Raw genomic sequence first — 14,380 nt, forward strand, 5'->3', positions numbered from 1 at the left:
CATAATGTTATAATTGATTAGAATACGACTACAAATAAAATAAATATTGTTGATTAAAAATTTTATCTTCTTGTCTAAATATTAACAGATATTGTCATACCCGCCACAAGCCTTTATAAGCGCTTTACCTTGCATAAATATTACAAAAGCGAAAGGCTAATTTACTTATATTTGAATATTATTTTTATATTTAAATAATATTACAACCAAATATCATACAAAAGCCTAATTTTTAAGGCTTTGTTATAAGAGCCAAATTGAATGAGAAAATTTCTGATTTTTATTTCCTGTTATTTTTTATCGATCTCGTTTTCAAGTGCTGCCAACCGCACGGATAAAAACATTTTAATATCTCCAGCTGCGCATGTAAGGGTAAAGTTTGGTGCAGACCAGGTTTTAAAAGCCTTGAACAAAATTGGTTATCAGACTAAAATAATACAACAGACAAAATCAGGAGCGGGCAAACCGGGCATTGTAATCGGCGTATTTTCTGATGCGGTTATGGCTGGAAAACTTCCGGCAGCCGTAAAAACCAAGGTAGCCGCCGCTAAAAAAGAAGCCTACACCATTTATACCGATAAAAACGGAACCATTTATATAGCGGGTCATGATGCATCGGGCACTTTATATGGCTGCATCGAACTTGCCGACCAGATTAAAGACACTGGCAAGTTACCTGCGGCCTTATCGCTTACCGATCAGCCTGAAATGGTGTTACGTGGCACTTGTATCGGTTTGCAAAAGCCTGATTATTTACCCGGACACGATGTTTATGAATATCCGTATACTCCTGAAACTTTTCCCTGGCTTTACGATAAAGCTTTATGGATTAAGTACCTGGATATGATGGTGGAAAACCGCTACAACTCGCTTTACTTATGGAACGGTCACCCGTTTTCTTCTTTATTGCGATTGAAAGCCTATCCTTATGCCGTAGAAGTAGACGATGCTACCCTCAAAAAGAACGAGGAAATTTTCAGGTTTTTAACACACGAAGCCGATAAACGTGGTATTTGGGTAATCCAGATGTTTTACAATATCATTATCCCTAAACCTTTTGCCGATAAACATGGCTTAAAAACGCAAGACCGTAACCGCCCGATTATCCCTTTAATTGCCGATTACACCCAAAAATCAATTGCAGCTTTTGTAGAAAAATACCCGAACGTAGGTTTAATGGTAGCTTTAGGCGAAGCCATGGAAGGAGTTGGGCAGGATGATATCGACTGGTTTACCAAAACAATTATCCCCGGCGTAAAGGATGGCTTAAAAGCTGCCGGTATAAAAGAAGAGCCGCCTATTGTATTGCGCGCACACGATACCGATGCGCCCAGCGTAATGAAAGCCGCTTTACCACTTTATAAAAACCTCTATACCGAGAATAAATTTAATGGCGAAGCTTTAACTACTTACACGCCTCGAGGGGCCTGGGCAGAACTGAACCGTAAACTGGCTGCTATTGGCACGGTAAATATCTCAAACGTACACATCCTGGCCAATCTGGAACCTTTCAGATATGGATCTGCTGATTTTATCCAAAAATCGGTGCAAGCCATGAACAAGATTTATGGTGCCAAGGGTTTACACCTCTACCCGCAAGCCAGCTATTGGGATTGGCCTTATGCTGCAGACCATGTAAAAGGCCGCTTGTTAGAAGTAGACCGCGACTGGATCTGGTACAAGGAATGGGCCCGGTATTCGTGGAATTCGCAAAGAGACCGCACGCAGGAAATAAACTATTGGGGCAAAGCATTGGCCGATAAATACGGCACCAGCTTAACTGGTGGCAAGGCCATTCTGAATGCTTACGAAGAATCGGGAGAAATTTCGCCCAAACTCCTGCGCCGGTATGGTATAACCGATGGCAACCGTCAAACTTTAACACTGGGCATGTTAATGACGCAGCTGATTAATCCTTTCCGTTATGGCGTATTTACCTTAATGTACGAATCGGAAGCGCCAGAAGGAGAGATGATTATCGATTACGCCGAGAAAGAATGGAAAAAGCAAGGCCATATTGGCGAAACACCTGTGCAAATTGCCAAAGAGGTTGTAGCACATGGTCAGAAAGCTTTAGCCGCTATACAAAACGCCGCCCCAACCGTAACCAAAGATACGGCAGAATTTAACAGGCTTAAAAACGACATGTATTGTTATGATGCCATGGCCAATTTTTATGCTGAAAAGGTAAAAGCAGCCCTTTGGATCTTACGCTATAAATACTCAAACCAAGTGGCCGATCTTGATCAGGCATTGCCTTTTCTTGAAAAAAGTGTAGCACACTATGCCAACCTGGTTAAATACACCGAAAAAACTTATCTGTATGCCAACAGCATGCAAACCAAGCAGCGTAAAATCCCAATGCGTGGGGTGGATAAAACGTTTATTCACTGGCGCGAAATGCTACCGGTTTTCACGAAGGAGCTTAATCATTTTAAACACAGTATCGATTCTTTAAAATCGGTTAAACAAGGAGAAACGGCTAAAATTATTAATTACAAAGCTGCATCAGTGCAAGTTTTAAATCATACAGCCAGTTATACAATTGCTAAAGATGCTGTAGTTTTTAGCGATACTACCATTAAAATTAAAGAGGTTGCCGACGTGTTGCTGGGTTTAAAGGGCATTCAACTTTCCAAAACCAGCCAAATTAAAACCGGAACAGAAATTAAGTTTACTACCACGCAGCCCGTTAAATTGTTGATTGGCTTTTTTAACCAGAAAAACGCTGAATATCTGGCGCCACCACAACTGGAAACAGATGCAAGTGCCAATAATTATGGTCAATCGGAAATTAAGATATCGAATGCGCTGGTTGCAACAGGTTTTCCGCCGGTAAACGTACATGCTTACGCTTTCGCGGCAGGTACGCATACCTTAAATTTAGGCAAAGGAGCTTGTTTGGTACTGGGTTTTATTGATGACAAACAGGAACTGCGGATTTTCAACGCAGGTTTGGACGGACACGGAAAAGATATAGATTGGTTATTTGAATAATGATAAACACAAGAAATTTTATAGCCACAGCGGCATTATCGCTATGTGCTTTTACAGGCTTTACGCAGCAAAAAACGGTTATCGGAACAGATAAACTGAAAAAGTATGTCACATACTTTAACTCTATTGATACTGAGGCTGTAAAAAACTACGTACCCAATGCCGAAGCCTTTACCTGGCTTTCGGGGCAGATTCCTTTATTCGAATGCCCGGACGAGGTGCTGGAGCAAAACTATTATTACCGCTGGTGGACTTACCGCAAGCATCTGGTAAAAACACCGGAGGGTTTCATTTTTACCGAATTTATAGAACCCGTAAAACATGCAGGTAAATACAATTCAATTAGCTGCGCTTTAGGTCACCATCTTTACGAAGGCAGGTGGTTAAAAGACAATAGCTATTTGCAGGACTATGTGAAATTTTGGCTCTATCATGCTGATGTAGGTCAAACTAAGCAACGTTTTCACCAGTTTAGCAGCTGGGTTGATGATGCCGTATATCAAAACAGCCTGGTAAAACCCGATCAACAGTTCCTAAAAGAGATATTACCTGCATTGGATAAAGATTATGTGAAATGGGAATCGGAGCGGAAGCTTAAAAACGGTTTGTTCTGGCAAAACGATGTGAAAGACGGAATGGAGGAATCGATTAGCGGATCGAGGAAGGATCAAAACCAAAGACCGACCATTAACAGCTACATGTATGGCAATGCTATTGCTTTAAGTAAGCTCGGTAAAATGTTTGGCAACAATAGCTTAGTAACTAAATATAACCTTAAGGCCGATTCGATTAAAAAACTCGTACAGGATAGTCTTTGGAATCCAGCTTCAGCTTTTTTCGAGACCAGAAAGGCAAAAGGCGGACATGCTGAAGTTCGCGAAGCCATTGGTTTTATTCCATGGGATTTCAATCTGCCAGACGATAAAGCCAGCTATGCAAAAGCCTGGGATCAGTTAGTGGATACCGCGGGCTTTAATGCACCCTGGGGCTTAACAACCGCCGAACGCAGAAACCCAACATTCAGAACGCGCGGTACAGGGCACAGTTGCGAATGGGATGGTGCACTTTGGCCATTTGCCAGCTCGCAAACACTCAAAGGATTGGCCAATCTGCTTACCAATTATAAACAGCATGGTAAAATGAGCGCAGCCGTGTTCTATAAAGAATTACATAAATTCGCTGCATCGCATACCAAAAATGGCAAACCATATATCGGCGAATATCAGGACGAGAAGAATGGCGAATGGTTAAAAGGCGATAATCCGAGAAGCAGTTTTTATAATCACTCTACTTTTTGCGATTTGATTATCAACGATCTGGTTGGTATCAAACCACGTGAAGACAATACATTGGAAATTTACCCACTGATTCCCAAAAATCAATGGAATTGGTTTATCCTCGATAATGTTTCTTATCACAACAAAACTTTAACGGTATTGTGGGATAAAACCGGAAACAAATACCACAAAGGCAAAGGGTTTTTAGTGTTTGCAGATGGTAAAATGATTTTTAAAGGCAAAGATTTGAAACCTTTAAAAGTAGTGATGAATTAAGGCGATAATGCTGCCTAAGCCTGGGTTCGTGTCTACACGAATCTAAACAATAATTATAATTAGCGATACAATCGCTTGACTCGCTCATCCTCGTTACAAACGAGGACGATTTAAAATAATTGAGAGATGCTGAAATAAATTCAGCATGACGAAACTTTTAATAAAGCAGATGAAATATTTAATCAGGACTTTAATTTTTGCAATAGCCTTAACAGGTTACCTCAGTGTTAATGCACAGGAATACTACAATGTTATCAAATATGGGGCGAAAAACGACAGTAGTAAGCTGGCTACTACAGCCATTAAAAATGCCATCGATGCCGCTTCAAAAGCTGGTGGAGGTACCATTTATTTCCCTGCAGGTAAATATTTAACAGGTCCAATCCATTTAAAAAGCAATATTACCATTTTGATTGATGCCGGAGCAGAACTGCATTTTAGCGATAACTTCGATGATTACCTTCCGATGGTTAAAAGCCGCTACGAAGGGGTAGATGTAACCAGTTTTTCGCCTTTGTTTTATGCCTATAAAGCCGAAAATATCTCGATTATTGGCCGTGGTATTATTGATGGTCATGGCAAAAAATGGTGGGATTTTGTTGAAGGTTATAAAGAAGGTCAGCCAATCTCCAAATGGCAAACCACCTTTGCCAGTCTGAATAAGGATATCATTTTACCTGATGATCCCAAACAAATGAAACGTGGCTTTTTACGTCCGCCGTTTATTCAGCCTATGTTTTGCAAAAACGTGCTGATAGATGGCATTACCATTCGCAATTCACCATTCTGGACAATTAATCCGGAGTTTTGCGAGAATGTGAAAGTTCATGCGGTAACAATAAACAATCCGCATTCGCCAAATACCGACGGTATTAACCCCGAATCGTGTAAAAACGTTCATATTTCCGATTGCCACATCAGCGTGGGAGACGATTGTATCACCATTAAATCGGGTAAAGATGCGCCAGGCAGGAAAATGGCAGCTCCGGCCGAAAACTATGTAATTACCAATTGTACCATGCTCTCAGGTCATGGCGGTGTGGTAATTGGCAGTGAAATGTCGGGCGATGTACGCAAAATAACCATTTCCAATTGCGTGTTCGATGGAACCGATCGGGGTATCCGCATTAAAACCGCACGCGGAAGGGGTGGTGTAGTGGAGGAAATCAGGGTGAGTAATATCATCATGAAAAATATCCGCGAGCAAGCCATTGTACTCGATATGCAATACGCTAAAACCAACGTTGAACCTGTGTCAGCACGTACACCCGCATTCCGGAATATTCATTTCGCCAATATTACCGGGCAGGTAAACCAGGCAGCCTATTTAAACGGGCTGGAAGAAATGCCCATCAGCAACATTACTTTTAACGACATCAACCTTGATGCGAAAAGCGGTTTTTCGATTGGAAATGCTACGGATATCGAACTACACAATGTAACCGTTAATACGCAAATTGGCCCTGCAGTAAAAGCCACTCAAGTAAGCAACCTGATTATAGATGCTTTAAAAAGTTACAAAGTGCCTGCAAACGCCGCTGTAATTGATTTAACCAATGTTTCTGACCTATTTTTATACAATGCTTTTCCTGCAGCCGAAATAAATACTTACCTGAAATTGAGTGGTGCTGAAACCAAAAACATATTTTTAGGCAACAATAATTTCAGAAGGGTGAAAATGCCTGTTAAAAAAGAAAAAGAAGTAACGGCCACCGTTGAAATTATTTCAGGCGACAAAGGACAATAACATGAAATTTAAATTTTTACTTGGCACTTTAATTTTAGGAGTAACCATTCACTCGAATGGATGGGCACAAGAAAACAACCATACTTTGTGGTACAATAAACCTGCAGAAAAATGGACAGATGCATTACCGATTGGTAATGGTCGCATTGGCGCGATGCTTTTTGCTGGTACTATGGTTGATCATATCCAGTTTAACGAAGAAACGCTGTGGACCGGAAAGCCAAGAGATTACAACCGCAAAGGTGCCTATAAATATTTAAACGATATTAGAGAACTGCTTTTTGAAGGGAAACAAAAAGAAGCCGAAACGCTTGCACAAGCACAGTTTATGGGCCTACAAAGCGAAGCCGGAGACAAAAATACCTGGGTAAACGAGATGAAAGCTGGTAAAGGCTTAACTGGTAATCCGGCATTGGCTAATTTCGATGACAAAAACTGGAAAACCCTTCAGGTACCTGCTTTTGATGGCTGGGAAACGGTTGGATTAGCCAATTTAGATGGAGCAGTTTGGCTGAGAACTACTTTCAATGTGCCCGCAAACTGGAGTGGAAAAGATTTGGTGCTCGATCTTAACCGTGTTCGCGATCAGGATTTTACCTACATTAATGGCACACTGGTAGGCAATACCGATAATACCGAACCGAGAAAATATACCATCCCGGCAAAACTGATTAAAACAGGCAGCAATAGCATCGCGATTCAGGTGCTTAACTATGCCGATAAAGGCGGATTGGTTGGTTATAAAGATACCAGCAAGAAAATTGGTATTTATCCGGTAGGATCAGATATTACGCAAGGAGTTTCACTGGAGAAAGCATGGAAATATAAAATACAAGATGAAAATCCACCTGCTATACCACAATACCAGGGCAGCTATCAACCCTTCGGCGATTTAAACCTATACTTTAAACTTACTAAATCGCTGGTACGCAATTACAAGCGATCGCTTGATATCAGCACAGCGGTTGCTAAAACTACCTTCACCAGCAATGGGGTAAACTATCAGCGCGAATATTTGGCCAGTCAGCCCAACCAGGCCATAGTTATTCAATTAACTGCCGATAAACCTAAAGCTATCAGTTTCGATGCCGAATTATCAAGCCCGCACCGTAAATCGTCGATAAAGGTACTTGATAAACAAACGCTGGCGCTAAGTGTACAGGTAAAAGATGGTGCATTAAAAGGAGAAAGCAGGTTAACAGCTATTGTTAAAAAAGGCAGTTTAAAATTTGTAAACGGAAAAATCACTGTAAATCAGGCCGATGAAGTAACACTTTATTTAACTGCAGGCACCAATTTTATTAACGCGCAGGATGTTTCGGGCTCACCAGCTACCGCCAATGTTAAGGCATTAAACAGCCTGAAAGGGAAAACCTATGCTGAAATTAAGCAGAACCACATTAAAGAATATCAGCAATACTACAACACGTTTGAGGTTAGTTTTGGTCGTTCGGAGAATGAAAAATTACCCACTGATGAACGCCTGGAAAAATTCGCAAGCGCTAACGATGCTGCCTTTGCAGCTTTGTACATGCAGTATGGCCGTTATTTGTTAATCTCGAGCTCAAGGCCCGGCACCCAGCCAGCCAACCTGCAAGGTATCTGGAACGATTTATTAACCCCACCATGGGGCAGTAAATACACCACCAACATTAACCTGGAAATGAATTATTGGCCAACAGAAGTTTTAAACTTATCGGCTTTAAACGAGCCTCTATTCCAGAAAATTAAAGGCTTAACCAAAACTGGTAGCGAAACAGCCAAAACATATTACAACGCAAGGGGATGGGTACTACACCATAATACCGATTTATGGAACGGAACTGCTGCTATAAATGCCTCTAATCATGGCATCTGGATGAGCGGTGCGGCCTGGTTAAGTCAGCATTTATGGGAACATTACCAGTTTAGCCAGGACAAGAAATTCCTCGAAACAGAAGCTTACCCTTCGATGAAACAGGCAGCCTTGTTCTTTGTAGATTTTTTGGTAAAAGATCCTAAAACAGGTTGGCTAATCAGTACGCCATCTAACTCACCCGAAAATGGAGGTTTGGTAGCCGGACCAAATATGGATCACCAAATTATCCGCTCACTTTTTAAAAATTGTATTGCGGCTGCCGATGTACTCCATATTGATGCAGATTTCAAAAAAACGCTACAGGAAAAGCTAAAACAACTGGCTCCTAACCAGATTGGTAAATATGGCCAGTTGCAGGAGTGGCTAACTGACAAAGACGATACGACCAATAAACACCGTCACGTTTCGCATTTGTGGGGTGTTTATCCGGGCAACGACATTACCTGGGATGGTGATGCTAAAATGATGCGGGCGGCAAAGCAATCGCTTTTGTATCGCGGAGATGACGCCACCGGCTGGAGTTTAGCCTGGAAAATAAATTTCTGGGCACGCTTTAAAGATGGCGATCATGCCATGAAACTGGTGAAAATGTTAATGAAACCAGCCAATAACGGGGCCGGATCTTACGTAAATCTTTTCGATGCGCATCCACCGTTTCAAATTGATGGCAATTTTGGCGGATCAGCCGGGATAGCCGAAATGATTATGCAAAGCCATCAGGGCTATCTTGATATTTTACCCGCTTTGCCAACGGCGATGCCTACGGGTAACATCAAAGGTTTACAAGCCAGAGGCGGTTTTGAGGTAGATTTAACCTGGGATAAAGGTACATTAACTTCATTTACCCTTAAATCTAAAACCAGTGGAGATTGCAGGTTGCATTATAAAAATTTAGTGGTAGAACTGCATACCAAAGCAGGCGAAGCCTATAAACTGAACGGAGATTTGAAATTGCTTTAAAACATGAATAATAAAATCGTCATTGCGAGGAGGAACGACGAAGCAATCTCCTGTAACAGATACTTCAAACGCTTAGGTTCGTGTCAACACGAACCTAATTATAGCAAATACCTAATTGTTGTGCTGCTGTCTTTATGCAGCATAAATTTCGTTAAAGCACAAAATCCAATCCGCAAAACGATTTCCTTAAACGCCGGCTGGCTTACTGTTGCCGATGAAAAAAACATAAATGCTTTTGAGGGTTTTCAGGCAGCCGCTTTTAACACAAAAAACTGGAAAAATGTAAATGTACCCCACAACTGGGATCAATATGAGGGCTATCAGCGCAAGCTACATGGCAACAAACATGGTTATGCCTGGTACCTCAAAAGTTTTAAAACAAATGAAATTAAGGCAGGAAAACGCTTCTTTTTATATTTTGAAGGCGTGGGCTCTTATGCAACTGTTTGGTTAAATGGTAAAAAGGTGGGTTACCACGCAGGTGGCAGAACGACCTTTACGCTCGATGTTACAGCAGCCATTAAACTTAACAATGCAGAAAATGTACTGGCGGTGAGGGCCGATCATCCGGCTAACATCCAGGATTTACCATGGGTTGACGGCGGTTGCTCTACGGAACGTGGTTTTTCAGAGGGATCACAACCAATGGGTATCTTCAGACCTGTACACCTGATTGTGACCAATGAAGTTCGGGTAGAACCTTTTGGTATTCACATCTGGAACGACAATAAAATTTCGGAAAAGGCTGCTGTTTTAAATTTCACTACAAACCTTAAAAACTATGGTTCAAAAAGTAGGTCGCTTAGCCTGATCAATCAGTTAACAGAAGCGAATGGAAAAGTGGTACAAACCTTAAAGAGTACCATTCATCTTGCTCCAGGGAGAGAAATTGATGTGGCACAAAAAACGGCAACCATAGCAAACCCGAAATTGTGGTCGCTGGAAAGTCCTTATCTCTATACCCTTAAAACCACCCTTATTGAAAATGGCAAGGTGGTAGATGAACAGCAAACACCTTACGGTATCCGCTGGATTAGCTGGCCAATAGGCGATCAGGCCAATCAGAAAGTATTTCTCTTAAACGGAAAACCTGTATTTATTAATGGGATTGCCGAATACGAACATTTAATCGGTCAAAGTCATGCTTTTAGCAATGAGCAAATCCGATCACGCGTAATGCAGATTAAAGCTGCAGGTTTTAATGCTTTCCGCGATGCACATCAACCACACAACTTGCTATATTCTGATTATTGGGATAAAGAAGGGATTTTATGCTGGACACAAATGGCAGCACACATTTGGTATGATACGCCGGAGTTTAGAAAAAATTTCAAAACACTTTTAACCGACTGGGTAAAAGAAAGACGGAACAGCCCTGCTGTGGTTTTATGGGGGTTGGAAAACGAAAGTACCTTGCCTGAGGATTTCGCGCGAGAATGCACCGAATTAATCCGTAAACTCGATCCAACCGCATCCTCGCAAAGAAAAGTAACCACTTGTAATGGCGGTAAAGGTACCGATTGGGATGTACCCCAAAACTGGACAGGCACCTATGGGGGCAATCCCTTAACTTATGGCGAAGATCTGCAAAGACAGGTTTTGGTAGGCGAGTATGGCGCCTGGAGAACCATCGATTTGCATGATGTTGATGCAGCTGGCAAAGGTTATACGGAAAACAAAATGACCGCTTTAATGGAAACTAAGGTGCGCCTGGCCGAAACGATAAAAGATAAAACAGCAGGTCATTTCTTCTGGCTGTATAGCTCGCATGATAATCCGGGACGTGTTCAGGGTGGCGAAGGGCTTCGGGATTTAGACCGTATTGGCCCTGTAAATTACAAAGGTATGTTTACGCCATGGGAAGAGCCTACCGATGTTTTTTACATGTTCAGGGCCAACTATGCGCCAAAAACAACACAACCGATGGTGTATATCGTATCGCATACCTGGCCAAACCGCTGGAGCACGCCTGGCATAAAAGATAGCGTGGTGGTATATTCTAATTGCGATGAAGTTGAGCTTTTTAACGACATTAACGGACAATCTTTGGGCAAAAAGAAGCGAGGGGTAATCGGCACCCATTTTCAGTGGGACAAGCCTGATATTAAGTATAATGTATTGTATGCGATAGGTTACGTTAATGGAAAGGCTGTCGCTAAAGATCAACTCGTTTTACAAAATCTGCCACAAAGCCCTGATTTTAATCAACTTGTTTCTGATAAAAAAATAATGGCTCCCGAAAAAAACTACCACTATGTTTATCGTTTAAACTGTGGGGGCGATGATTATATTGACGCCAACGGCAACCAATGGTCGGCAGATAGGAACTTAACGGCGAACGATTGTTTTGGCTCAAGCTCCTGGACTAAAGATTTTCCCGGCGTACCTGTTTTTTTCGCCAGTCAGCGCCGTACTTTTCAACCCATTGCAGACACAGCCGACTGGAAACTATTCCAGACTTTCAGATATGGCCGGGATCAATTGAAGTACCACTTTCCCTTACCAGATGGCGAATATTTAGTAGAACTTTATTTTATAGAACCCTGGTTAGGAATAGGCGGCGGTTTAGATGCGAAAGGTATGCGCTTATTCGATGTGGCTTTTAATGGCAAAACGGTCATTAAAGATTTAGATATCTGGAAAGAAGCGGGAAGTAATACACTGTTGAAGAAAACCATTAAAACAACCGTTAAAGGTGGTGCTTTAACGATTCATTTTCCGGAAATAAAAGTTGGGCAGGCAGTAATATCGGCCATAGCCATTGCCAGCTTAAATCAAAACATTAAGCCTGCACCAGCAAGCCAATCGCTTTTAACCAAAATTAAAAATGCAGAGCTGCATAACTGGCTGGATATCGGAGAGGCACAATTTACCAATGAAAAAACAAATTTTACCAGTTTACCTTCCAACTTATACGGTGCCGAATGGCTGAAAGCTTCGCGCGGGCAGGAGGGTATCGAATTTACCGCGACCGATACAGTAGATACCTTTGTGGCACTAAACCCCAACGGCAGTGTGCCAGCGGGGTTTGAGGATACTAAAACTGCCCTGATCAACAGTAAAGCTGAAAGCTTTCAACTTTACCGTAAAAGACTTAATCCAAACGAGCAGATCATTTTTGATAGCCGCACTGCAACTATTTTCGTTTTACCGGTTACACATTTACAACCTGCTTACGATTTAAAAAATACCACTACTTACAAAGCTACCGATGCCACTTTAAAAGGCAACAACATTGCGAAAGAAGAATTGATGGGTAAGGAGCGCGTTACTTTTAAAGCCAATACCGATGCTGTTTTAACCTGGAATATCGCCGTAGGTGTTGCCGATACTTATTCTTTAACCATTAAATATCATAACCCTTTTGAACAAAGCCTTAAAGCTAAACTCGAGTTTTTGTCGGCCGATGGTACTTTAATGAAAACAGAACAGGCAGAATTTGCGCCAACCAAGGCCGGTAAATGGAACTATTTCAGTACCAATACCGGTAGTATGATTAACGCAGGTGCCTATCAGTTAAGAATTACTGCGAACGAAACCAAAGGTTTAAGTATTGACGCTTTGGATGTTCAATAAGATAAGATGGTACAATATGTAGCCAAAATCTTATATGAAAACTGTTTTTTAGAGATGCATATTTGTTTTAACCAAATTAATAAACGAGCCAACCAATAATGAAGGGTCTGCCTATATTCGATCTTGCGATTATCGCCATTTACCTGGTTGGAATGATATTAGTTGGTGTTTATTTTTCGCGGAAAAATAAAAATTCCGAGCAATTTACAAAAGCTTCGGGCCTCATTCCCGGATGGGCAATAGGTTTATCTATTTATGCAACGTTTTTAAGCAGCAATACCTTTTTAGGCGTACCCGGAAAAGCTTTTGGTGGCAACTGGAATGCCTTTGTATTCAGTATTTCGATGCCGTTGGCCGCATGGGTAGCTTCTAAATATTTTGTACCATTTTACAGAAACACAGGCGAAATATCGGCCTATACCCATCTCGAAAAGCGCTTTGGTGCCTGGGCAAGGGTATATGCAGTGGTTTGTTTTCTGCTGACGCAATTGGCAAGGATGGGCTCTATATTTTTCGGCATCGCCTTGAGTTTACAGGCTTTAACCGGCTATTCTATGCAAATGATTATGGTTGTAATGGGCATTTGTATCATCGTTTATACCGTTTTAGGAGGAATTGAAGCGGTAATCTGGACAGAAGTGGTGCAAGCCATCGTAAAGACCTTTGGTGCTTTACTCATTCTTTATCTCGTGATCAGCAATATGCCTGGTGGGGTAGCGAAAATAGTAGAGATTGGTAAAACCGCCGATAAGTTTAGCCTGGGAAGCTTTAAACCTGACTTTATCAGTTCGTCGTTTTGGGTGGTACTGCTTTACGGTTTTTTCATCAACCTGAACAATTTCGGTATGGATCAGAATTATATCCAGCGCTACCACACAGCTTCATCAAGCCGGGCGGCTTCGAAATCAATCTGGCTATGTGTATGGTTGTATATTCCGGCATCCTTACTATTTTTTATTATAGGATCTTGCTTGTTTGCCTACTATGAAATTAACCCCGAGCTGGTACAATCGATCAAACATCAGGTAGCCGTAGAGCGCTTGCCATTACATGCTTCTGCAACTGAGATTTTAAAAGTGCAAAACGCTTTGCAACCGGCAGATTACGGCGATAAAATTATGCCGCATTTTATGGTGACTAAAATACCAGTAGGATTAGTAGGGCTGATAGTTTCGGCGATATTATCAGCAGCCATGAGTACCATCAGTTCAGGAATGAATGCTTCGGCAACCGTTTTTTCGGTTGATATTTACAAAAGGTATTTTAAACCTGAGATCAGTGAAAAACAGAATTTATCATTGCTACACATCGCAACTGTAGCCTTTGGTTTATTGGGCATGATTGCCGGCATAGCCATGATTGGGGTAAAAAGTATATTGGATGTATGGTGGGAGCTTTCGGGCATCTTCGCCGCTGGTATGCTGGGTTTGTTTTTATTGGGCATTATAAGCCGGCAAACCAAAAACCACGAAGCCATAACCGCAACTATTATCGGCATTGCCGTAATTATATGGATGACATTTTCTTCTCTTCTTCCTCCGGAATATGAAGCTTTTAGAAATCCGCTGCATAAAAACATGATTATCGTAACTGGTACTTTAACCATTTTTTTAGCAGGGCTTTTCCTGACGAAAATTAAAAACAGAAAAATCAAGACTGCTAGTTAAAATCCGGAAGGTTAAATCGGGC

6 protein-coding genes are annotated in these 14,380 nt (G+C 41.6%); all 6 read left to right on the top strand.

The window, feature by feature from the left end; genetic code table 11:
• The first annotated feature begins 261 nt into the window (after positions 1 to 261).
• The 6 genes from OC25_RS18320 (at position 262) to OC25_RS18345 (ending at position 14,358) form a co-directional block, all read left to right on the top strand.
• Positions 262 to 2,997 carry an alpha-d-galacturonidase gene (locus OC25_RS18320; protein ID WP_039479050.1) on the top strand — a complete coding sequence of 912 codons (2,736 nt, stop codon included), beginning with the start codon at positions 262 to 264 and terminating at the stop codon, positions 2,995 to 2,997.
• A complete protein-coding gene (locus OC25_RS18325; RefSeq protein ID WP_039479053.1) occupies positions 2,997 to 4,550 on the top strand; it encodes an MGH1-like glycoside hydrolase domain-containing protein in 1,554 nt (517 codons plus the stop codon). The genes OC25_RS18320 and OC25_RS18325 overlap by 1 nt, the downstream gene beginning before the upstream one ends.
• 145 nt (positions 4,551 to 4,695) lie before the next feature.
• Positions 4,696 to 6,297 carry a glycoside hydrolase family 28 protein gene (locus tag OC25_RS18330; protein WP_039479055.1) on the top strand — a complete coding sequence of 534 codons (1,602 nt, stop codon included), beginning with the start codon at positions 4,696 to 4,698 and terminating at the stop codon, positions 6,295 to 6,297.
• A gap of 1 nt (position 6,298) precedes the next feature.
• Positions 6,299 to 9,115 carry a glycoside hydrolase family 95 protein gene (locus OC25_RS18335; protein WP_039479057.1) on the top strand — a complete coding sequence of 939 codons (2,817 nt, stop codon included), beginning with the start codon at positions 6,299 to 6,301 and terminating at the stop codon, positions 9,113 to 9,115.
• Positions 9,116 to 9,118: 3 nt separating this feature from the next.
• Positions 9,119 to 12,691, top strand: coding sequence for a malectin domain-containing carbohydrate-binding protein (locus OC25_RS18340; RefSeq protein WP_082018643.1), 3,573 nt, complete (start codon positions 9,119 to 9,121; stop codon positions 12,689 to 12,691).
• Positions 12,692 to 12,789: 98 nt separating this feature from the next.
• Entirely contained in the window at positions 12,790 to 14,358 is a 1,569-nt protein-coding gene (locus OC25_RS18345; protein ID WP_039479059.1) for a sodium:solute symporter family protein, read from the top strand.
• Positions 14,359 to 14,380 lie beyond the last annotated feature (22 nt).

Source organism: Pedobacter kyungheensis, from assembly GCF_000812965.1.
GTDB lineage: Bacteria > Bacteroidota > Bacteroidia > Sphingobacteriales > Sphingobacteriaceae > Pedobacter > Pedobacter kyungheensis.

Excerpts from the sequence above, each read along its gene's own strand:
- OC25_RS18320 (WP_039479050.1), top strand. The coding sequence starts at position 262 with ATGAGAAAATTTCTGATTTTTATTTCCTGTTATTTTTTATCGATCTCG.
- OC25_RS18340 (WP_082018643.1), top strand. The coding sequence starts at position 9,119 with ATGAATAATAAAATCGTCATTGCGAGGAGGAACGACGAAGCAATCTCC.
- OC25_RS18325 (WP_039479053.1), top strand. The coding sequence starts at position 2,997 with ATGATAAACACAAGAAATTTTATAGCCACAGCGGCATTATCGCTATGT.
- OC25_RS18335 (WP_039479057.1), top strand. The coding sequence starts at position 6,299 with ATGAAATTTAAATTTTTACTTGGCACTTTAATTTTAGGAGTAACCATT.
- OC25_RS18330 (WP_039479055.1), top strand. The coding sequence starts at position 4,696 with ATGACGAAACTTTTAATAAAGCAGATGAAATATTTAATCAGGACTTTA.
- OC25_RS18345 (WP_039479059.1), top strand. The coding sequence starts at position 12,790 with ATGAAGGGTCTGCCTATATTCGATCTTGCGATTATCGCCATTTACCTG.